19 protein-coding genes are annotated in these 22,082 nt (G+C 56.3%); 6 read left to right on the top strand and 13 right to left on the bottom strand.

The genetic code is table 11. From position 1 onward, the window contains the following. Positions 1-130: 130 nt before the first annotated feature. From ACG1VR_RS06190 to ACG1VR_RS06175, 4 genes are all read right to left on the bottom strand, one after another. Positions 131-1,030 carry a Dyp-type peroxidase gene (locus tag ACG1VR_RS06190; protein WP_016537573.1) on the bottom strand — a complete coding sequence of 300 codons (900 nt, stop codon included), beginning with the start codon at positions 1,028-1,030 and terminating at the stop codon, positions 131-133. 128 nt (positions 1,031-1,158) lie between these two features. Further along, complete coding sequence (locus ACG1VR_RS06185) at positions 1,159-1,734, bottom strand: RpoE-regulated lipoprotein (protein WP_395490474.1); 576 nt, start codon at positions 1,732-1,734, stop codon at positions 1,159-1,161. Between the two features lie 64 nt (positions 1,735-1,798). Further along, a complete protein-coding gene (locus ACG1VR_RS06180) occupies positions 1,799-2,236 on the bottom strand; it encodes a DUF2919 domain-containing protein (protein ID WP_016537575.1) in 438 nt (145 codons plus the stop codon). A 20-nt stretch (positions 2,237-2,256) separates the two neighbouring features. Next, positions 2,257-2,682 (bottom strand): GNAT family acetyltransferase, encoded by a 426-nt coding sequence (locus ACG1VR_RS06175; RefSeq protein ID WP_016537576.1) that lies wholly within the window; start codon positions 2,680-2,682, stop codon positions 2,257-2,259. 215 nt (positions 2,683-2,897) lie between these two features. Between ACG1VR_RS06175 and amiA the strand changes: the two genes are divergently transcribed. Beyond that, complete coding sequence (amiA, locus tag ACG1VR_RS06170; RefSeq protein ID WP_016537577.1) at positions 2,898-3,770, top strand: N-acetylmuramoyl-L-alanine amidase AmiA; 873 nt, start codon at positions 2,898-2,900, stop codon at positions 3,768-3,770. 5 nt (positions 3,771-3,775) lie between these two features. Continuing rightward, the gene (gene hemF, locus ACG1VR_RS06165) at positions 3,776-4,681 is read left to right on the top strand and encodes an oxygen-dependent coproporphyrinogen oxidase (RefSeq protein WP_395490473.1); all 906 of its coding nucleotides are present in this window, start codon (positions 3,776-3,778) and stop codon (positions 4,679-4,681) included. Between the two features lie 83 nt (positions 4,682-4,764). Here the strand turns inward: hemF and ACG1VR_RS06160 are convergent, their stop codons facing one another. Both ACG1VR_RS06160 and maeB read right to left on the bottom strand, forming a co-directional pair. Beyond that, on the bottom strand, positions 4,765-5,907 hold the full coding sequence (locus ACG1VR_RS06160; RefSeq protein WP_395488908.1) for an IS481 family transposase: 1,143 nt from the start codon (positions 5,905-5,907) through the stop codon (positions 4,765-4,767). 168 nt (positions 5,908-6,075) lie between these two features. Next, on the bottom strand, positions 6,076-8,355 hold the full coding sequence (gene maeB / locus ACG1VR_RS06155) for an NADP-dependent oxaloacetate-decarboxylating malate dehydrogenase (protein ID WP_016537579.1): 2,280 nt from the start codon (positions 8,353-8,355) through the stop codon (positions 6,076-6,078). Positions 8,356-8,614: 259 nt separating this feature from the next. Here maeB and tal point away from each other — a divergent pair, with 259 nt between their 5' ends. Together tal and tkt are read left to right on the top strand one after the other, a co-directional pair. Next, positions 8,615-9,565 (top strand): transaldolase, encoded by a 951-nt coding sequence (tal, locus tag ACG1VR_RS06150; RefSeq protein ID WP_016537580.1) that lies wholly within the window; start codon positions 8,615-8,617, stop codon positions 9,563-9,565. 18 nt (positions 9,566-9,583) lie between these two features. Beyond that, positions 9,584-11,584: a transketolase gene (tkt, locus tag ACG1VR_RS06145; protein ID WP_395490472.1), complete on the top strand. Its 2,001-nt coding sequence runs from the start codon at positions 9,584-9,586 to the stop codon at positions 11,582-11,584. 39 nt (positions 11,585-11,623) lie between these two features. Here the strand turns inward: tkt and ACG1VR_RS06140 are convergent, their stop codons facing one another. The 7 genes from ACG1VR_RS06140 to napF all read right to left on the bottom strand — a co-directional run bounded on the left by ACG1VR_RS06140 (position 11,624) and on the right by napF (position 19,359). After that, positions 11,624-12,667, bottom strand: a complete 1,044-nt coding sequence (locus ACG1VR_RS06140; protein ID WP_172569305.1) for a DUF1176 domain-containing protein — start codon at positions 12,665-12,667, stop codon at positions 11,624-11,626. Positions 12,668-12,811: 144 nt separating this feature from the next. Further along, entirely contained in the window at positions 12,812-13,387 is a 576-nt protein-coding gene (gene nudK / locus ACG1VR_RS06135) for a GDP-mannose pyrophosphatase NudK (protein WP_016537583.1), read from the bottom strand. 1,656 nt (positions 13,388-15,043) lie between these two features. Then, positions 15,044-15,646, bottom strand: coding sequence for a cytochrome c-type protein NapC (gene napC / locus ACG1VR_RS06130; protein WP_172569304.1), 603 nt, complete (start codon positions 15,644-15,646; stop codon positions 15,044-15,046). A 3-nt stretch (positions 15,647-15,649) separates the two neighbouring features. After that, complete coding sequence (gene napB / locus ACG1VR_RS06125; protein WP_395490471.1) at positions 15,650-16,099, bottom strand: nitrate reductase cytochrome c-type subunit; 450 nt, start codon at positions 16,097-16,099, stop codon at positions 15,650-15,652. Positions 16,100-16,131: 32 nt separating this feature from the next. Beyond that, positions 16,132-18,618 (bottom strand): nitrate reductase catalytic subunit NapA, encoded by a 2,487-nt coding sequence (gene napA / locus ACG1VR_RS06120; RefSeq protein ID WP_395490470.1) that lies wholly within the window; start codon positions 18,616-18,618, stop codon positions 16,132-16,134. Continuing rightward, positions 18,615-18,878: a chaperone NapD gene (gene napD, locus ACG1VR_RS06115; protein WP_172569301.1), complete on the bottom strand. Its 264-nt coding sequence runs from the start codon at positions 18,876-18,878 to the stop codon at positions 18,615-18,617. Before napD ends, napA begins: the two co-directional genes overlap by 4 nt. Continuing rightward, positions 18,868-19,359, bottom strand: coding sequence for a ferredoxin-type protein NapF (napF, locus tag ACG1VR_RS06110; RefSeq protein WP_395490469.1), 492 nt, complete (start codon positions 19,357-19,359; stop codon positions 18,868-18,870). Before napF ends, napD begins: the two co-directional genes overlap by 11 nt. 286 nt (positions 19,360-19,645) lie before the next feature. On the opposite strand from napF, the gene narQ reads away from it, so the two are divergent. Then, complete coding sequence (gene narQ / locus ACG1VR_RS06105) at positions 19,646-21,337, top strand: nitrate/nitrite two-component system sensor histidine kinase NarQ (protein WP_395490468.1); 1,692 nt, start codon at positions 19,646-19,648, stop codon at positions 21,335-21,337. Positions 21,338-21,366: 29 nt separating this feature from the next. After that, positions 21,367-22,008: a nitrate/nitrite response regulator protein NarP gene (narP, locus tag ACG1VR_RS06100; protein ID WP_172569298.1), complete on the top strand. Its 642-nt coding sequence runs from the start codon at positions 21,367-21,369 to the stop codon at positions 22,006-22,008. Positions 22,009-22,082: the final 74 nt, after the last annotated feature.

Raw genomic sequence — 22,082 nt, 5'->3', positions numbered from 1 at the left:
TCATAATTAGCCGACTGTCAGTGTATTTATAACGAGCGATAAAGCTGTAACGCTTTTATATACCGTTTGGCGATTTTCAATAAGAAAGGGATATAAGAAAGTGGCGTAGCAAACGCTACGCCGGAAGGGATTACAGGCTCAGTAACTTATCCAGTGACGGGGCAAAATAGTAGCCGCCGGTGACCGGTTTAGTGAAGCGCAGCATGCCGTCGCGCTTGCCGTCGGTGTCGCCGAACATGCTCAGCAGCTGCTGCTCGATGTTATGGAGGCGCGCGCAATAGGCGATAAAGTAAAGGCCGTGAACGCCACTGGCTGTGCCATAAGGCAGGCTCTGGCGCACAATCTTCAGCCCTTTGCCGTCTTCTTTAAGATCAACCCGGCTCAGGTGAGAAGTCGCAGGGCGTGCGTCTCCGTCGATTTCTTCGTTTTCCTGTTTGGTGCGCCCGAAGATCATCTCCTGGTCGTGCACGCTCAGGCGGTTAAGCTGCTTGAGATTATGTTCCCAGCGCTGAACCAGCACGTAACTGCCGCCTGCATCAACGCCTTCGTTGATGACCGCAACCTGGCGGCGATTTTCTTCGCCCTTAGGGTTCTCGGTGCCGTCAACAAAGCCGCTCAAATCACGCTCTTCCACCCAGCGGAAGCCGTGGATCTCTTCTTCAATCTTCAGCGTATCGCCGAATGCCGCCAGGGCGGCCTGGGCAACGGAGAAATTCACGTCGTGGCGCAGGGAAAGAATGTGGATCATCACATCGTGCTGCGTCGCCGGTGCGAGACCTTTACCCAGCGGGGTAAAGTTTTTCAGCTCGGCGGCACCTTCGCCTTTGCTGAGGTCACGCCACAGGTCATGCCCGAAACCAATAGTTGCCCCCAGCATGGCATCCGGGAATTTTTCCTGGAAGGTGCTCAGCGCGTCAATAAAGGCTTTGCACCCCGCGCTCAGCGCGCTGAAGTCGCCCTGCAATGAAGCTTCCAGCCAAATAGCAGCACGACAATGTTCCGGCAGAATGCCGCTTTGAACCCGAGACATGAATCCTCCTGAAAAAAAATGCCACCGAAGGTGACAAATAATGATGCCACCAACCGGTGGCATTTATCGGGCTATTTTAACCTGATTCATTAACGCCGACTTGCGGCGGCGCAAACCTGGCGCAGATTTTATCGACGCCAGATAATTTTGTTAAGCGTCCATTTCTTCAGCGCGTCGTCGGACGGCATTAACCCTTCCGGACCGTGCCACACGCCTTTAAACAGATAGCTAATATGCTGGCTACCTGGAGCCTTGCACATCACGCCGTCGGCATCGTCGCCGCTGCCTTTTTCACAGGCGCCAAAGGCCTTGTCATACAGGTCGCTAAACGGAGTGCCGATTTTAACGCCGCCGGCGGTTTTAATATCCTCATCCATGACGACAATATTGCTCACGCTGCCGCTTTCGCCGTTAATCACCAACTTAACGTCTTTATCTTTCAGGGCTTCGAAATAACGCACAATTGCGCCGTTCTCGGTTTTCATTCCGCTGCGCAGGCGATAGTTGTCGTTCAGGCCTTCGCTAACGGCCTTCTCGTCCATTAATGTTGCGGAGGTCAACTTGCCCACGCCCTGCTCGCTTACCTCAATGGATGAGCCAAACCAGTTCCACGGATACGCCGAAGACCAGTTGACGGAGGAAAGCGTGGAGCAGCCGCTCAAGACCAGCGGCAGCCCTAACATCATCAGGCGCAGAGATTTCATTTGTGATTCCTTTTCAGAAAAGAGTAACGGCCTTTGGAGTGCAACAAAGCTAAAAAGTGCCGTGTTATTCGCTTTGCACCGCAAAGTAGTCCCGCAGGCGGCGGTTTACAACCAACCACCAGAGCGCAAAGAGGTCGGCCACCAGCAGTACAATCGTGGTAGCGGTCAACTCCTCGCCCCCGGCCAGCAAAGCAAGCTGCCAGACCAGCAGTGCCGCCTGTGCCGCCACCAGCAGCCAGCGAAATGCACGCCAAAAGCGCGGCCAGAGATGGCGACGCCCGCTTAACAGAAATGCGAAAGCGGCCGGTACGCCGGGAATAAGCCCCAGCCAGAAGGTATCCCGGTCGGGATAAAACAGCCCCAGCAGCGCATCGCCCTGCTGCCGGGAGGCTCCGGCCAATACCAGCAGCACCCAGGTGCGGGCCTGTAATAACAACACCGCCCAGAACAGCAGCGGTGCCTTCAGGTTGCCCTGCGAGTCATAATCAGCGGGCGGGTACATAAGATAAACACATGTGAAAATTAGTATTCCTGGTCTTCAATCAGCCGCTTGCCGAGCAAAATTGTGTCCTGATGTTCGTAATCGAGCTTTTCATAAAGGCCGATAACCATGTCATTCTCTTCGCGCACCATAATATGGATTTTGGGGCAGCCCCGGGCGATAAGCTTTTTCTCCAGCCGGTTCAGCAGCGCGTTGGCAATGCCGCGCCCGCGAAACTCAGGATGCACGCCCAGGTAATAGGCGGAGCCACGGTGGCCGTCATAGCCGCCCATTAGCGAGCCGACAATTTCGCCGCCGACTTCGGCCACCAGAAACAGGTCCGCATCGTGATGCAGCTTACGTTCAATATCCATTTCCGGGTCATTCCACGGGCGCAGTAAGTCGCAGCGCTCCCAAAGGGTGATGACCTCTTCGAAATCTTCCTGGCGAAAAACGCGAATTTCCATGGTTTTAGCCACCTTAGCCGTAAAAGGTTGATTATGGCGGTAACCGCCCGTTAAGCCAATAACTGCCGCAAAAGCGTGAAAAAAATGGCATAATCCCCACTCAGTCATGAAATGAAATGAATGGAAAAACATTTCTGACCTCAGAGTGTCGTTTGCCAGGTGCCGATACGTTATAACTCCCTATCCGGACTCCATAAGATAAATAATTCATCCGCATGAGCAAAATTAAATCGCTAACGCAACTTACGACGCGCCGCCAGGTCCTGCTCACGGGTTTAGCGGCGTTAACGCTAACCGGTATGAACAAAGCGCTGGCAAAGGAAGAGGCGAAAACGCTTAAAACCACCAATTCGCACAGCAAACCGGCCAAAAAGTCCGGCTCTCGCCGTATTGTGATGCTCGACCCGGGCCACGGCGGCATCGATACCGGGGCCATAGGCCATAACGGTTCGAAAGAGAAGCATGTGGTGCTGGCGATAGCCAAAAACGTGCGCAGCATTCTGCGTAATAACGGCATCGACGCAAGGCTGACCCGCACCAGCGACGAATTCATCCCGCTTTATGACCGCGTAGAAATAGCCCACAAGCACGGCGCAGACCTGTTTATGTCTATTCACGCGGACGGTTTTACCAGCCCAACGGCGGCGGGTGCTTCGGTGTTTGCCCTCTCCAACCGCGGCGCAAGTAGCGCCATGGCAAAATACCTTTCAGACCGTGAGAACGCCGCGGATGACGTGGCGGGCAGCAAAGTAAAAGATAAAGATCACTACCTGCAACAGGTGCTGTTCGACCTGGTGCAGACCGACACAATCAAAAACAGCCTGACCCTCGGCTCGCATATCCTCAAGCAGATAAAGCCGGTGCATAAGCTGCACAGCCGCAACACCGAGCAGGCCGCATTTGTGGTGTTGAAGTCGCCGTCCATCCCTTCGGTGCTGGTCGAAACCTCCTTTATTACTAATCCAGGCGAAGAGAAGCTGCTGGGCACCACGGCGTTTCGCCAGAAAATTGCCACCGCTATCGCCTCCGGCGTAATGAGCTATTTCAACTGGTTTGATAACCACAAAGTCCACGGTAAGAAGCGTTAATTTTTATGACTGAGCCCGATATCCACGCCGTAAAACAGTTCCTGCTTAAATTACAGGACACCATCTGCCAGCAGCTTTCCGCCATCGACGGCACGGCTTTTCAGGAAGATAACTGGCAGCGCGAAGGCGGCGGCGGCGGGCGTAGCCGTGTGCTCAGAGGCGGCTCGGTGTTTGAGCAGGCCGGGGTAAACTTTTCGCACGTCCACGGCGACGCCATGCCTGCCTCGGCAACCGCGCATCGCCCGGAACTTGCGGGCAGGAGTTTTCAGGCCATGGGCGTCTCGCTGGTGGTTCACCCCAACAGTCCGTATGTACCGACCAGTCACGCGAATGTGCGCTTTTTCATCGCGGAAAAAACCGGTGCCGATCCGGTATGGTGGTTTGGCGGCGGGTTCGACTTAACCCCGTATTATGGGTTTGAAGAAGATGCCGTTCACTGGCACCGCACCGCTCGTGACCTGTGCCAGCCGTTTGGCGAAGGCGTTTACCCTCGCTATAAAAAATGGTGCGACGACTATTTCTTTATTAAGCACCGTAACGAGCAGCGCGGCATTGGCGGCCTGTTCTTCGATGATTTGAATCAGCCCGACTTCGATTACGGTTTCCGCTTTATTCAGGCCGTAGGCCAGGGCTATCTGGACGCTTACCTGCCGATTGTTGAACGCCGCAGGCAGCTGCCGTTCGGCGAGCGCGAGCGCAACTTCCAGCTTTACCGCCGCGGTCGCTATGTGGAATTTAACCTGGTGTGGGACAGAGGCACGCTGTTTGGTCTGCAAACCGGAGGGCGAACCGAGTCGATTTTAATGTCGATGCCGCCGCTGGTGCGCTGGGAGTATGACTACCAGCTGGAAGAAGGCAGCCCTGAGGCTGCCCTGTATCGAGATTTCCTGCCTGTGAAGGAGTGGGTGTAGCTTTTTTACCCTCACCCTAACCCTCTCCCTTGTACGTTCCGGGGACATAGTAGACAGATGTTCGGGGACATAGTGAACACCTTTTAACATCTTTTACCCATGATGATCGACCGGTTCTTCAGGTCGATCATTCCCACTTTCGTGCTGTACCACCACACCTCATAACAACCGTCCTCACCGCTTTCCTTCAGCCCCACTCGCTCTCCCCTGAACGCTTTGCCCGCTTTCAGGCTGATACCTCTGATGCTCAGGCTTCCACTGATATCCACTTTTCTTACCGCCACGCCGTCATCGTACTCCGGCCCGGGAGCATCGCTTCTGTACTGTCTGGCCGAAGGCTGATAGCGCGAACCCGGGACCGCCATATTCAGTCCCTCATGCGGGCGTTCAAAGTTATAGACCTCCCGCCAGTGGTCAAATACCCGCTGGAGCTGGTCGCTGTCCGTGAACCATTTCCCCTGCAGAACCTCCGCCTTCAGACTGCGGTGAAAACGCTCGAGCTTGCCCTGCGTCTGGGGATGATAAGGCCGCGAGTGCCCCACCCGGATACCCTGACGCATCAGCCACAGCTCCAGCGCGGTCCAGGTCCCGGTGGTGTCTCCCCAGGGCGCCCCGTTATCCATGGTCATCCTCTCCGGCAGGCCATAGCGCTCAAACACCTTTGTCAGATGTGACTGCACGGTCTCACGCCGCTCGTTGTCGCAGTGCGTCAGGCAGAGTGAAAACCGGGAGTGGTCGTCCAGCAGCGTGAGGGGATGGCTGCGCCCACCGGCGAAGGGAAAGTGTCCCTTAAAATCCATCTGCCAGAGGGCGTTCGGCCTGCCGTGTTCGAAGCGACCGGCAGAGGGGATACCCGGCGGTACACCGGGTAGCAGGCCGTGACGGTGCATCAGGTTGTGCACGGTACTGACGGCAGGAAGGTGGTGCCCCTGCGCTTCCAGCCAGGCCTTAATCTTGCGGGCTCCCCAGCGGGGATGGGCCAGGTGTGCCTGCTGTAACAGGTCAGCCACCTGAGCGGCGGTGGCGTTGGGAGAATGATGGGGAGCCCGTGAGCGGTCAGCGAGGCCGGGAAGTCCGGCCTCGAGAAAGCGGCAAAGCCACTTATATCCGGTGGCGGGCGCGATGCCGAAGTGGCGACAGAGCGCCCGGATGTTAGCCCCGTCCTGCGAGGCAAAGTGAACAAACTCGTGACGTAATGACATGGTATCTCTCGCATCCCAGGGCATAAGCGACTCCGGAAGAGGGTTCTTATGCCGTAGTTGTAAGTGTCTACCATGTCCCCGAACAAGTGTTCACCATGTCTCCGGTATGTACACCCTGAAGGGAGAGGGGATCTTTAGTGCTCACTTTACTCAGTTTTCTCCCTCGCCCCTGTGGGGTGAGGGGAAGTCCAGTCAAAGCGGGGCGGTTTGCGCCTCCACAACTGCCAGCGCCACCATATTCACAATGCGTCGCACCGAAGCAATCGGCGTTAATACGTGAACCGGCTTCGCCACGCCCATCAGTACCGGCCCAACGGTCACCCCTTCAGAACTGGAGACGCGCAGCAGGTTGTAGCTAATGCGAGCGGCCTCTACGTTCGGCATAATCAGGATATTAGCTGAGCCTTTGAGCGGGCTGTCCGGCATGCGTTCATGGCGAATGCTTTCAACCAGCGCCGCGTCACCGTGCATCTCACCGTCAATTTCCAGCTCCGGCGCACGTTCGCGAACCAGCTCCAGCGTTTTACGCATTTTGCAGGCGGCTTTCGAGTCAGAAGAACCGTAGTTGGAGTGAGACAGCAGCGCGACCTTAGGCTCAATACCAAAGCGACGTACCGTTTCCGCGGCCAGCAGCGTGATTTCAGTCAGCTCTTCCGGCGTCGGGTCATCATTCACGTAAGTATCGGCGATAAAGGTGTTACCGCTCGGCAGCAGCAGGGCGTTCATTGCCCCGGCGGCTTTAACGCCGTCACGGTAGCCAAACAGTTTTTCCACCACGTCAAAATGCTCGTGATATTCACCGATGGTGCCGCAAATCAGCGCGTCCGCCTCGCCACGGTGGACCATTATCGCCCCGATAACCGTGGTATTGCTGATCACCGCACGCTGCGCCTGTTCCTGAGTAATGCCGCGGCGCTTCATGATGTTGTAATACTCGCTCCAGTATTCCTTAAAGCGCGGATCTGACTCGTTGTTAACAATCTCAAAATCTTTGCCCGGCTGAATTTGCAGGCCAAGTTTTTTGATACGCATTTCGATAACGCTCGGGCGGCCAATCAGGATAGGCTTCGCCAGCCCTAACGTAATCAATTCCTGAGTCGCATGCAGAACGCGGGCTTCCTCCCCTTCGCTCAGCACCACGCGCTTCGGCTCTTTGCGAGCCTGAGAGAAGATAGGCTTCATAAACAGATTGGTTTTGTAGACAAACTCGGCCAGCTTTTCGACATAAGCATCAAAGTCTTTGATTGGCCGCGTTGCCACGCCGGAGTCCATCGCCGCCTTCGCTACGGCCGGGGCGATTTTAACTATCAGGCGCGGGTCGAACGGTTTTGGAATGATATATTCCGGGCCAAACGTCAGCTCCTGGTCGCCATATGCAGAGGCCACCACGTCGCTTTGCTCGGCGTGGGCCAGTTCGGCAATCGCGTGAACCGCCGCCAGCTTCATCTCTTCGTTAATTGCCGTTGCGCCAACGTCCAGCGCGCCACGGAAGATGAACGGGAAGCACAGCACGTTGTTAACCTGGTTCGGATAGTCCGAACGGCCGGTACAGATAATAGCTTCCGGGCGCACTTCTTTCGCCAGCGGCGGCAGAATTTCCGGTTCCGGGTTAGCCAGCGCCAGAATCAGCGGCGCTTTGCCCATCTTTTTCACCATATCCTGAGTCAGCACTTTCGGGCCGGAGCAGCCGAGGAAAATATCCGCCCCGTCAATCACGTCGTCGAGAGTGCGTTTACCCGTGTCTTCCACGGCGTAGGCGGCTTTGGTTTCCGCCATGTTCTCTTCACGACCTTTATAGATAACGCCCTTCGAGTCGCAGACCACGATGTTGTGCTTCTGCATCCCAAGCGCCACCAGCAGGTTCATACAGGCGATTGCCGAAGCGCCTGCCCCGGAAACCACCAGCCGCACGTCGGAGATATTTTTCTCTACTACGCGCAGGCCGTTGAGCACCGCGGCGGTACAGATAATGGCGGTACCGTGCTGGTCATCGTGGAACACCGGAATATTCATACGCTCGCGCAGCTTCTGCTCAATGTAGAAGCACTCCGGCGCTTTAATATCTTCTAAGTTAATGCCGCCGAAAGTTGGCTCCAGCGCCGCCACAACGTCAATAAGCTTGTCCGGATCCATCTCATCAATTTCGATATCGAACACGTCGATCCCGGCGAATTTTTTAAACAGCACGCCCTTGCCTTCCATCACGGGTTTACCGGCTAAAGCGCCGATATTGCCCAGCCCCAATACCGCAGTGCCGTTAGACACCACGCCCACCAGGTTGCCGCGCGCTGTGTATTTGTAGGCGGCGAGCGGATCTTTTTCTATTTCAAGGCAGGGGGCAGCCACGCCCGGCGAGTAGGCCAGCGCCAGATCGCGTTGAGTAGCAAGCGGTTTTGTAGGAGAAACCTGGATTTTCCCTGGAACAGGAAATTCATGGAAATCGAGGGCACTTTGCTTCAGTTGTTCATCCATTGCATCGTTCCTTTAGCGGTCTTCTTTATTGTTACATCAGCCACGTAGTATCACGCGGGCACGTTTCGCAAACTTTGAACGTAGCCATACTATTAACATTAGGCGTGATTATTGTTAGCTAACTATAGAACCAATGTTAGCGGTCACAGCCTCAATAGCCGCCCGTCTGCTATGCTTTCTGGTCAGGCAAAGCGTAATTTTTCACGGCGAGCGACACGGAGCGCTCCAGTAAGGCATTGTTTTTTTCAAGGAGAGAGTAATGAACCAGCTCGACAGTATTAAACAGTACACCACCGTGGTCGCCGACAGCGGTGACATCGAATCCATTCGCCACTACCAGCCCCAGGACGCCACAACCAACCCCTCATTGCTCTTAAAGGCCGCAGGGCTCGAGCAATATCAGTCGCTTATTGACGATGCTCTGGCCTATGGCAAACGACGCGGCGGCGGTAGAGAGCAAATAGTGGCCGAAGCCAGCGACAAACTGGCGGTGAACTTTGGTGCGGAAATTCTGAAAAGTATTCCGGGGCGCGTATCTACAGAAGTTGACGCCCGCCTGTCGTTCGACAAGCACAAAAGCATTGAGAAAGCGCGCCGTCTGGTAGAGCTGTACGCGGAGCAAGGGATCGATAAGTCGCGCATTTTGATCAAGCTCGCCTCAACCTGGGAGAGCATTCGCGCCGCTGAAGAGCTGCAAAAAGAGGGCATTAATTGCAACCTTACGCTGCTGTTCTCCTTCGCTCAGGCCCGCGCCTGCGCCGAAGCCGGCGTTTTCCTTATCTCCCCGTTCGTGGGCCGTATTTATGACTGGTATCAGGCCCGTAAGCCGATGGACCCGTATGTGGTAGAAGAAGATCCGGGCGTGAAGTCGGTACGCAACATCTACGATTATTTTAAACAGCACAATTACGAAACCATCGTAATGGGCGCCAGTTTCCGCCGCACCGAACAGATCCTCGCCCTGGCCGGATGCGACAGGCTAACCATCGCGCCTAATCTTCTCCAGCAGTTGCAGGACAGCGAGGAAGAAGTGGTGCGCAAGCTTATTCCTCATTCTCAGGGGTTCCGTCGCCCTGCCCCGCTAAGCGAAGCAGAATTCCGCTGGGAACATAATCAGGATGCCATGGCGGTTGAGAAACTGGCCGAAGGGATCCGCCTGTTCGCCGTAGACCAACGAAAACTGGAAGACCTGATCGCCGCCAAACTTTAACAAGACCTGGAGTGAAACATGTCATCACGTAAAGAGCTTGCCAACGCCATTCGCGCCCTCAGTATGGACGCGGTTCAGAAAGCCAACTCCGGCCACCCGGGCGCGCCGATGGGCATGGCCGATATCGCCGAAGTTTTGTGGAACGATTTTCTCCACCACAACCCGTCTAACCCGCACTGGGCCAACCGCGACCGCTTTGTGCTGTCGAACGGCCATGCGTCGATGCTGCTTTACAGCCTGCTGCACCTGAGCGGTTATGACCTGCCGCTGGATGAGTTGAAAAACTTCCGCCAGCTTCACTCCAAAACGCCGGGCCACCCGGAAGTGGGCTATACGCCCGGCGTTGAGACCACCACCGGCCCGCTCGGTCAGGGGCTGGCGAACGCCGTGGGCATGGCAATAGCCGAACGCACGCTGGCCGCGCAGTTTAACCAACCCGGCCATGACATCGTTGACCACTACACCTACGTGTTTATGGGCGACGGCTGCCTGATGGAAGGGATTTCCCACGAAGTCTCTTCCCTCGCCGGAACGCTGGGGCTTGGCAAGCTGATTGGCTTTTATGACCACAACGGCATCTCCATCGACGGGGAAACGGACGGCTGGTTCACCGACGACACGGCCAAACGCTTCGAGGCCTACCACTGGCACGTCATCCATGAGATAGACGGCCATGACCCGGAAGCGTTGAAAAAGGCGATTAAAGAAGCTCAGAGCGTTAAAGACAAACCGTCCCTGATTATCTGCCGCACGGTGATTGGCTTTGGCTCACCGAACAAAGCCGGTAAAGAAGAAGCCCACGGCGCACCGCTGGGCGAAGAAGAAGTGGCCCTGGCGCGTAAGCAGCTCGGCTGGAAATATCCTCCTTTCGAGATCCCAAAAGAGATTTATCAAGCCTGGGATGCCAAAGAAGCAGGAGAGAAAGCGGAAGCCAGCTGGAAGGAAAAATTTGCCGCCTACGCCAAAGCCCATCCAACCCTCAGCGCCGAATTTAAGCGCCGCACCGAAGGCAAGTTGCCGGAAAACTGGCAGAAAACCGCTCAACATTATATCGAGCAGCTCCAGGCTAACCCGGACAAAATAGCCACCCGCAAAGCCTCACAGAATTCGCTTAACGCTTTTGGCCCGGTGCTGCCCGAGCTGCTTGGCGGTTCCGCCGACCTGGCCCCGAGCAACCTGACAATCTGGAAAGGGTCTAAGTCGATTAAGGAAGACAGCGCGGGCAACTACATTCATTACGGCGTGCGCGAGTTCGGCATGACCGCCATCGCCAACGGGATAGCCCTGCACGGCGGCTTTGTGCCTTATACGGCAACCTTCCTGATGTTTGTTGAATATGCCCGCAATGCGGCGCGTATGGCAGCGCTGATGAAAGCCCGGCAAATCATGGTTTATACCCATGACTCTATCGGCCTCGGCGAAGACGGCCCGACTCACCAGGCGGTTGAGCAGCTTGCCAGCCTGAGGCTGACGCCAAACTTCAGCACCTGGCGCCCCTGCGATCAGGTAGAAGCGGCTGTGGCGTGGAAAGCGGCGATTGAACGCCAGACCGGCCCAACGGCGTTGATCCTGTCGCGCCAGAACCTTGCGCAGATGGAGCGTAGCCCAGAACAGCTGAAGGCGGTGAGCCGGGGCGGCTACATCCTGAAAGACAGCGACGGCAAGCCGGATATCATCCTGATTGCTACCGGCTCGGAAATGGAGATTACGGTTGAGGCTGCGAAAACGCTGGGTGACGAAGGCCACAAGGTGCGAGTCGTTTCGATTCCGTCCACGGACGTATTCGACGCTCAGGACGAGGCCTATCAGGAGTCCGTACTCCCTTCAAACGTCAGCGCTCGCGTGGCGGTAGAAGCCGGTATTGCCGACTACTGGTACAAGTACGTTGGGCTTAAAGGCGCGATTGTCGGGATGACAACGTTTGGTGAGTCCGCACCCGCCGGGAAGCTGTTCCCGTTCTTTGGTTTTACGGCTGAAAACGTGGTTGCAAAGGCCAGGAAAGTCCTTGGGAAGAAATAGCCCCTGACGCTAAGCCTCTCCTTTATGGGGAGGTTTAGCCTATTTAGTTACCCAGAGCGTTGGCCAGGCTCCCGCTTTATGCCACTCATCGCAGGCGGACTCGGCGGCATACCGCACAAGGCGGAAGCGCTGCCCGTCATAACGCCAGCGGGTTGCAACCCCGCAATCCCCAATCCCTCGCCCCTTAGCCAGCGTAGTTAGCTCCCGATTATGCTCATCGAACCCGGAGTTCATCAGTTCGAGATCCGTAGAGCCGCTATCGGGCATAAACGGCAGCTTCAGGCGAACAGGCCGCGCAACAAACGGCTTTTGCCTTGATACCACCCACGCTAAATCCACGACGTTATAGGCCCCGGCCTCACAGCTGGTGAGCATCAGCGCTTTATCATCAGCAAGCGGGAAAACCCTGACTTCACGCCGCATCGGGTCGAGCGAGCACTGGCTGTTATTCATGCGCCAGGAGCCGAAATCCAGCAGGTCGTTAAGTTCATCATGGGAGAATGGCGCTGGCAGGGTCTCGGGGAGAGTCACTTCTTTTAATGCGGGAGCGGGAGGCACGCTAAGCGGCGGCCCATCGCCTTTTTTGATCCACGCAGTTTCGCTGCCAACACGTTTTTGCTGGCTGTCGATAAACAGCAGCGCCGCTTTCAAACCACTTAGCGAAATAACCCCAGCGCCGTCGGCGAGCGTAATTTTATCGCCGTTTGCGATAGCGTTTAGCAGGGCATTAATCGCCTCCGCGTTACTGGTCATAAGGTGGTGAGGCGTGATTTTCCACTCATTTTGCTGAAGAACCAGAGGCGCACCGTCCAGCCTGAGCCGCGGCTCAACGGGCGGCACTTTGACATCGGCGCTTTCGAGGTTGCCAAAGTCGATGCGCAAATTCACATCATTGCGCGCCCCCGCGCCGCGGGACAATGCCATTACCAGCCCCTGATGCAGCCCGGTATTACGGGCGCTACAGAAGTTCTGGTTATTGCAGGTCACCTGCCAGTCGGAAAACTGCTTTTGCGCCGGAGCGGCTATTGCAGCGTTCGCCACAAGCAAAGTGAGCAAAAGCAGGAATGAGATCCGATAAGACATTAAAGGCTGACCCTAAGAAACGAAGCGTGAAAAACGTACGATAATGCCACGTATCTTCGGCTCCAGAGGCAGCCTGCTCAATCGGATTTGTCGGATAGATTTATGCCGGGATTAAAAATGTTAATTAGATGATTTTACAGAACTTTAACCCATCACATTGCGTAACTGTAACTGTTGCAACAATATCACCGTCTTACCGTCGCGAATTTCGCCCTTGCGCATCATCTCCAGCGCCTGGCTGAACGGCATCTCCAGCACCTCGATATCTTCATCCTCCACACCGCCGCCCGCGTTCTCCCGCTGGGCGTCACTGTATTCGGCCAGATAGAAGTAAACGATTTCCGTTACGCCACCCGGAGACATATACAGCTCAAAGACTTTTTCGACCTCACCGACCTGGAACCCGGTCTCTTCCATTGCTTCTTTGCGGGCGCACACTTCCGGCTCATCGGCATCCAGCAGCCCGGCGCAGGCTTCAATCAGCCGCCCGTCGGTATTGCCATTAACCCAGGTTGCAACGCGAAACTGACGCGTAAGCACCACGGTTTTCTTTTCCCGGTTATACAGCAGGATAGTGGCCCCGTTGCCGCGATCGTAGACTTCACGCTTATGGCGCACGCTTTCAGCGCCGTTACGAGACAGGTCATAGGTAATATTGCGCAGGATGAAGTAGTTATCTGACAGGACTTTATCTTTGATGACTTCAATTCGTAACGACATAGGGTCTCCACAATGCGGTAAGGGAGCGGATAATAATATGCCGTTATGTGAGCGTTGTCGCGTTACGTTAAGGATGTTTTATCTGCCGATAGGACAGAGCCTGGAGGTAATCTATTAGTCTGTAGTTTTTCCGTTCACGCAATATTCCGCTGCCATGCCCTTGTCCCCGGCTCTCATCGTCCCCGACTATGACCCAACTCAGGCGGGGTGGAGCTGCCGGGAGCAGCGAAAGAGAGCGATCGTCGGGAACGGAACATAGCCGAGCTCACAGAAGTTATCTCTTCTGCTTACAGCCGGTTATGCAGACCCGGAAATAATTCCGTTCACGCAATATCCCGCTGCTTATGTAGCTCCGGCACCCGTGAACGTCTCAGGGGAGTCACCGTCACTCCCCTGAGAACCCGGACTCCCGGCGAGATAAATCGCCGCAAGCGGTAAACCTCCGTTTTATCTCCCAGCCCTGGGTCGGCTGAGATGCGTTCCCGACGCTCACAGCCTCCGCCCGCTCCCGGCGTCCGGACCCTGGTCAGTCGGAGAGAAAACGGAGGCGATTTAAGCCGGAACAAGTGCCACGCTTTAATCCCGCAGCCATTCTGAAAGTCAGCGTCGCGTTAAAATCAAAAGCTGCGCCCTTGCCCCCGGCTCTCATCGTCCCCGACTATGACCCAATTCAGGCAGGGTTGAGCTGCCGGGAGCAGCGAAAGAGAGCGATCGTCGGGAACGGATCGCGAACGACCCCGAATGTTTGGGTGATAGCCGGGGGTTTACCGCTTTAGCGGCGATGAGTTTGCTGGGCGCCGGGGGTGGTCAGGGGGAAAGGCGTATTTCCCCCTGACACGTTCACCGTTCGCGGCAATGACAGAGATAATCCGCTGTGCGGGTGAACGGAACATAGCCGGGCTTGTAGAGGTTATCTCTTCGGGTTACATCCGTTTATGCCAATCTTGAGGGAGTTCCGTTCACGCACTATCCCGCAGCTTATGTAACTCCAGCACCCGTGAACGTCTCAGGGGAGTCACCGTCACTCCCCTGAGAACCCGGACTCCCGGCGAGATAAATCGCCGCAAGCGGTTAACCTCCGTTTTATCTCCCAGCCCTGGGTCGGCTGCGATGCGTTCCCGACGCTCACAGCCTTCGGCCGCTCCCGGCGTCCGGACCCTGGTCAGTCGGAGAGAAAACGGAGGCGATTTAAGCCGGAACAACGGCCACGCTTCAATTCCGCAGCCATTCTGATACTCCACGTCGCGTTAACTCCAAAAGCCATGCTCTTGTCCCCGGCTCTCATCGTCCCCGACTATGACCCAACTCAGGCGGGGTGGAGCTGCCGGGAGCAGCGAAAGAGAGCGATCGTCGGGAACGGATCGCGAACGCCCCCAAATGTTTGGGTGATAGCCGGGGGTTTACCGCTTTAGCGGCGATGAGTTTGCCGGGCGCCGGGGGCTGTCAGGGGGAATGGCGTAATTTCCCCTGACACGTTCACCGTACGCGGAACGTGCAGGGAAAACAGATTTACGGGTGAACGGAACATAGCCGAGCTCACAGAGGTTATCTCTTCTGCTTACAGCCGTTTATGCAGACCCGGAGGTAATTCCGTTCACGCAATATCCCGCTGTCTATGCAGGTCCCGGACTCGTGAACGCCTCACAGGCGTCACCTTCAGAACCCGGTATCCACCTCTCGCATATCCGGCAGCTTGTGGGCAATCCCTTTGTGGCAGTCAATGCAGGTTTTACCGTCCTTGACCGCCTGGTCATGCATTTTTGCCGCTACCGTTTTCTGAGCGGTGAAGTCCATATAATCGAAGTTGTGGCAGTTGCGGCACTCCTGCGAATTATTGTTCTTCATGCGCCGCCACTCGTTTTGCGCCATCGCCAGACGATGGTCGTCAAACTTCTGCGGCGTGTCTATCAGGCCAAAAGCTTTAGCGTACAGCTCTTTGCTGGCCTGAATTTTACGCACCATTTTCGGCACCCACTCGTGGGGAACGTGGCAGTCCGGGCAGGTCGCACGCACGCCGCTGCGGTTGTTGTAATGCACGGTTCCCATGTACTCCTCGTATACGTTATTACGCATTTCGTGGCAGCTGATGCAAAACTCCTCGCGGTTAGACATTTCCATACCGGTGTTAAAACCGCCCCAAAATATAATGCCTGCGCCAAAGCCAATAAGCAGCAGCGTCCCCAGCGCCAGGCGGCTCGGCCTACGCCACCAGTGCCAGAGACGTTTTAGTAGCCCAGGTTTACGGGTTGAGTTATCCATCGCTTATTCCCCAAACCCTTTAGACGGCGTGAAAGTATTTTCGACGATTGGCGCGGCATCGGTCTGCGGAACGTGACATTGCAGGCAGAAGTAGCGCCGGGGAGCTACGTTAGAAAGCACTTTCCCCTCAGCGTCCATAAAGTGGGTCGGGCTGACGCGCGGCGCGCCGGTGGTGCGGTAATGCTCAACGCCGTGACACTGCATGCAGCGGTTGTAGTTACTGTTAACCTGGTAGCCGTCCACGCTGTGCGGGATAAGCGGCGGCTGATTGACGTAGTTCAGCGCCATCTTTCCCTGCTGCTTCGGCATATGGACCGATCCCTTTTCCGTCGCCGACACTTCCGGGGATGAACTTAAATCCGCCCCGTTAGCCGCCCAGGTCACGCCGCTCACGGCCAGCAGCAGCCCGGCAATCCACAGCATCACGCCGTTTTTCAGGAATTGTTTTTTCATGAATTTGCTCCCGGATTTGCTCAAATTATTCATCAGACCTTCGCCAGCTTGACGGCACACTTCTTGAAGTCCGCCTCTTTGGATAGCGGGTCGGTGGCATCCAGCGTCAGGTTATTTACCAGCTGCGCGGCGTCGAAGAACGGCATATAAACCAGCCCTCGCGGCGGCTTATTGCGGCCCCGGGTTTCGACGATAGAAATGACTTCCCCGCGGCGAGAGATAAGCTTCACTTTGTCGCCACGGCGCAGCCCGCGTGCCTGGGCGTCCAGCGGATGAATAAACACGACCGCCTCCGGGAAGGCACGGTGCAGCTCGGGAACACGGCGCGTCATGGTGCCCGTGTGCCAGTGCTCAAGCACGCGGCCGGTAGAGAGCCACAGGTCATATTCTTCATCCGGCTCCTCGGCTGCCGGTTCGAACGGCAGAGCAAAAATCACCGCCTTTCCGTCCGGCTTACCGTAAAACCGGAACGCTTCACCCGCTTTGACGTAAGGGTCATGCTGCTCGCTGTAGCGCCACTGCGTCTCTTTCCCGTCAACCACCGGCCAGCGCAGACCGCGAGCTTTGTGGTAATCATCGAACGGGGCAAGATCGTGCCCGTGCCCGCGTCCGAAGGCCGCATACTCTTCGAACAGCCCTTTTTGCAGGTAGAACCCAAGTTCGTGGGATTCGTCATTAAGCTGCCCTTCCGCCAGCTCGCTCAGCGGGAATTTGCTGACGTTTGAGTTGGCAAACAGCACGTCGAACAACGTTTTGCCACGATACTCCGGCTTAGCGTTGACAAGTTCAGCGGGCCAGACCTCTTCAACCTTGAAGCGTTTAGCGAACGCCACCAGCTGCCAGAGGTCAGATTTCGCTTCACCCGGAGCGCTCACCTGCTGCCGCCAGAACTGGGTACGGCGTTCGGCGTTACCGTAGGCACCCTCTTTTTCAACCCACATGGCCGTTGGCAGAATAAGATCTGCCGAAAGCGCGCTGATGGTCGGATACGGGTCAGAAACGATGATGAAATTGCGCGGGTCACGCCAGCCGGGCATACGCTCTTCGGTGATATTCGGCCCCGCCTGCATGTTGTTGTTACACATCACCCAGTAAACATTCAGCTTGCCGTCTTTCAGCGCCCTGTCCTGCGCCACCGCGTGCAAACCGACTTTGGCAGGCAGCGTACCCGCCGGGAGTTGCCACATCTTTTCGGCGATATCGCGGTGCTTATCATTCGTGACGACCATATCGGCAGGCAGGCGGTGCGAGAAGGTTCCCACTTCGCGAGCCGTACCGCAGGCGGAAGGCTGGCCGGTAAGCGAGAACGGCCCGCAGCCGGGCTTAGAAATTTTGCCCGTCAGCAAGTGCAGGTTATAAACCAGGTTATTGGCCCATACGCCACGGGTATGCTGGTTAAAGCCCATCGTCCAGTAAGAGACCACTTTTTTGTTCGGATCGGCATACAGCTGCGCCAGCGCTTCCAGCTGATCCTTCGGCACGCCGCTCATTTCTGAGGTCTTCTCAAGCGTGTATTCGGCCACGAACGCTTTGTACTCTTCAAAGCTCATCGGCTCTGAGGCATCCGACCCCGGGTTTTTAGCGGCTTTTTCCAGCGGATGAGTGGGGCGCAGCCCGTAACCAATATCCGTCGCGCCCCGCCGCAGGTTGACATGCTGCTTAAAGAAGCTCTCATTAATCGCATTATTTTCAATGATGTAGTTGGCGATGTAGTTGAGGATAGCCAGGTCACTTTGCGGCGTGAAAACCATTCCGTTATCCGCCAGCTCGAAGCTGCGGTGCTGATAGGTGGAAAGCACCGAAACGTTAACGTTTTCATCGGACAGGCGGCGATTGGTGATTCGCGTCCACAAAATCGGGTGCATCTCCGCCATGTTGGAGCCCCAAAGCACAAAAGCATCCGCCTGCTCGATATCGTCGTAGCAGCCCATCGGCTCGTCCATGCCGAAGGTACGCATAAAGCCGACAACCGCCGACGCCATGCAGTGGCGGGCATTCGGGTCGATGTTATTGGTACGGAACCCCGCTTTAAACAGCTTTGATGCGGCGTAGCCTTCCCATACCGTCCACTGCCCGGAGCCGAACATGCCGACGGACTCCGGTCCCTTCTCCCTGAGGCTGGTTTTGAATTTCTCTTCCATCACGTCGAAGGCCCGCTCCCAGCTGACCGGCTGGAATTCACCTTCTTTGTGGTACTGCCCGTCCTTCATGCGAAGCAGAGGCTGAGTAAGCCTGTCTTTGCCGTACATGATTTTTGGCAGGAAGTAGCCTTTAATGCACAGCAGCCCGCGGTTAACCGCTGCTTGAGGGTCGCCCTGGCTTGCCACAACGCGGCCATTTTGCGTCCCAACCAGCAGGCTACAGCCGGTGCCGCAGAAGCGACACGGCGCTTTATCCCATTTAATGGCATCTGACTTGCCCACTACCGCGCGCGCAACGCCCGGCACGCTGAGGCCCGCCGCCGCGGCGGCAGCGGCTACGGCGTTCGCTTTCATAAAGCTACGACGACTGAGTTTCATGGTGCTTCCTCACCTTGTTCATTCTGCTGGTGATAAACCAGCGACACCGCCAGCACGCCGGAGATATTGCGGGCCAGCTCTATTTGTTCGAGCAGCGTTTTGCCGTCAGCTGCCTCCATCACGACCGCCAGCTTGCCGGTCCCGGCGTCATCGCCGGCCACTTCGCTTCCCGCAAGCTGATTAAGGGCGCTGCGCACGGCAGCAATATGTTCAGGTTTGGCCTGAACCACCAGGCCGCAAACGTGCCAGTCAGTGTGCATCTTGTGGCCTCAGGGTTATGGCTGACGCCGGGCAGCCCGCAACGCAGGCGCCGCAGCCATTACAGGCAGAAAGAGAAAGCTTTGGGCGAGAAACGCCCTGCATTGAAGGTAAAAAACGGATGGCCTGAGGCTCGCAGGCGTCTTCGCAGCTACGGCATTCCACCTGGTGCCAGGCAAGGCAAGTGTCGGCCAGCCGCAAAGAGAGTGACCAGGGCTGCGTCTCACGAGCAGCAAAAAGCTTCTGCGGGCAGGCTTCAGCGCAGGCGTAGCAAAAAGTACACTCGCCGCGCGTAAAGTCGATTTCGGGGTAGCCGCTCTGCCCGCGCCTCAGCACGCGTTCGCCGCAGGAGGTAATACAGAGATCGCAGCGGGTGCAGTCCAGCAAAAAATGAGATTCATCCCCGCTCCAGGGCGGGCGAATAGCAGGAGTGGCGTTGCGCCAGCCGCCGGTCAATAAGCCGCGGCGGGTCAGTTTAGCCATTGGGCAGATCCTTGCTCAAAGTTCCCGACAGGCACGCTACCGGGCAGTCAATTTTTTGTTTTTATCCCCGTAATATTTACGGGCTTTTACCGAACCCTAAGGTATGTGACGAGGGATTACAAAAGCATCCCCCTAAAGGGGTAAATGCCGTTGTCGGATCAAAGAGCAGGCGTTAAATAAGGCCGCATTTTTCGCGCTGCGGTGAAAAAGTCGTATCCAGGCGTTTGCGAGCCGGTCAGATTCTGGTACGTTTCGCCCACCATACGCTTTCAGGGGTTATTGCGTCGTGATTGTAAAACGCCCGGTCTCGAGTAGCCTCGCGCGCGCCTTCTTTTCGATTGTTTTGCTGTCGCTGCTCTCAACGGGCATTGCGATGCTGACGCTGGCAAGCAGCCTGAAAGATGCCGAGGCGGTGAATATCGCAGGCTCCCTGAGAATGCAGAGCTACCGTCTGGGCTATGATTTACAGGGCGATCGGGCGTCTCTCCCGGACCATCTGCGGCTCTACCAGCGGTCGCTCAACTCCCCCACGCTGCGGCAGCTCAATCGGTTTTGGGTGCCAGAAGAGGTGAAATCTCGCTATCTCTCTTTACAGCAGGACTGGCAGCAAATGCAGCAGCAAATACGCAGCGGCGATCTTGACTGGTATCGCCACAATATTGCGGCTTATGTCGGGCAAATAGACCTGTTTGTGCTGGCGCTCCAGCATTATGCCGAGCGAAAAATGATGCAGGTGGTTGCGGCCTCGGTGGTCGGTTTTATGGCGATTTTTACCCTGGTGTTCTTCACTCTGCGGCGTATTCGCCAGCAGGTTGTTGCCCCGTTAAACACCATGGTTGAGGCAAGCCGGGCGATTGAGCGCGGAGAATTTACTCTGCCGGATCTCAACCCTTCGCTGCCCAATGAGCTGGGACAACTGGCAAAAGCCTTTATCCGCATGACGGATGAATTGCAAAAGCTTTACCGTTCTCTGGAGCATCAGGTAGAGCAGAAAACCCTGCGCCTGCAGGAAGCCAACCGCATGCTCGAAGTGCTGTATAGCTGCTCGCAGGCGCTAAACGTCAGCACCATCGACAAACGCTGTTTTATGCAAATCCTGAAGATTATCCACCAGCATGAGTCCGTTAATGCCCTTGAAATGCGGGTGGGGGAAAACTGGTGTCTGGCAGAAGGCACGCCTCAGCCGGAAGGCGAATGGCAGTCCCTGCCGCTTGTTCAGCAGGACAGCGCCTACGGCTCGCTGCGCTGGCAGCCTGCGGGCGAAGCGCCTTCTCAGCAGTTGATGGCGAGCGTCGCCACCATGCTCGGGCGCGGGGTGTACTTTAACCAGGCGCAAAAGCACTACCAGCAGCTACTGCTTATGGAAGAACGGGCCACCATTGCCAGGGAGCTGCACGACTCGCTGGCACAGGTACTCTCCTACCTGCGCATTCAGTTAACGTTGCTAAAGCGTGCCGTACCGGATGAAAACCAGGCCGCTCAGCGGATTGTGGGCGACTTCTCTCAGGCGCTAAACGACGCTTACCGCCAGCTACGTGAATTATTAACAACTTTTCGCCTGACGCTTCAGCAGGCGGACTTACCGGCCGCTTTACAGGAAATGCTCGGGCCGCTGCGCGAGCAGACGCAGGCGGAAATCAGCCTGCAATGCAGTATGCCAAGCCAGGCGCTGGACGCCTCTCAGCAAATTCACCTGCTGCAAATCATCCGCGAGGCGGTGCTCAACGCCATTAAGCATTCGGCGGCCGGGCGTATCGAAGTTATTTGCCGCTCGCAGGAGAACGGCGAACATTATGCATCGGTATTCGATAACGGCAGCGGGATTGCCAGCTTTGATGAGCCAGAGGGCCATTACGGACTGAATATTATGCATGAACGGGCCGGTCGCCTCGGCGGCGAGCTTAGTATTTCCCGCCCTTTGGGAGGCGGAACGCGGGTCGAAGTGGTGTTTACCTCTCCGCTCCCGGCAAAACTATAATGATAAATAGCCTGATTCAGGAGTCAGCAATGTCCGAGAAAGCAGTTTGCCAGGTGTTAATCGTCGACGATCATCCGCTGATGAGGCGTGGAGTCCGCCAGCTTCTCGAGCTGGATCGCGCGTTTGAAGTCATTGGGGAAGCCAGCAGCGGTGCAGAAGCGGTTAGCCTGGCTAACCGCCTTGCGCCTGACCTTATCCTGCTCGACCTCAATATGAAGGGCCTTAGCGGGCTGGACACGTTAAACGCCCTGCGCCGGGACGGCGTAAGTGCCAGAGTAGTTATCCTTACCGTTTCCGACGCACGCAGCGACATTTTCACGCTTATAGATGCCGGAGCCGACGGCTATCTGCTGAAAGACAGCGATCCTGAAGTGCTGTTGCAGGAGATCCATCAGTGTCTGGCGGGTGGAAAAGCCTTTAGCGAGCAGGTTCGTGAGTATTTACATAACCGGGGCAGCGAGCGGCAAAACAGCAATCCATTTGCTATTCTCACCGAGCGAGAGCTGGACGTCCTGTCGGAAGTGGCGCGCGGGCTTTCTAATAAGCAAATCGCCAGCGGGCTGCATATTTCCGAAGAGACGGTAAAGGTGCATATTCGCAATTTGCTGCGCAAGCTGCAGGTGAGATCGCGCGTGGCTGCGACGGTGCTATTTCTGGAAAGTCGGGGTTAAAACGACCCAATAAAAGGTATGGTTACAAATCCTGCCAATTACCAAGCTAATTTACACGATCTCCTAAATTTCTC

This window comes from Cedecea davisae (assembly GCF_044095835.1).
Classification (GTDB): Bacteria; Pseudomonadota; Gammaproteobacteria; order Enterobacterales; family Enterobacteriaceae; genus Cedecea; species Cedecea davisae.
Note: the sequence above shows the minus strand (reverse complement) of the source record. Positions and strands in the feature narration are given on the sequence as shown.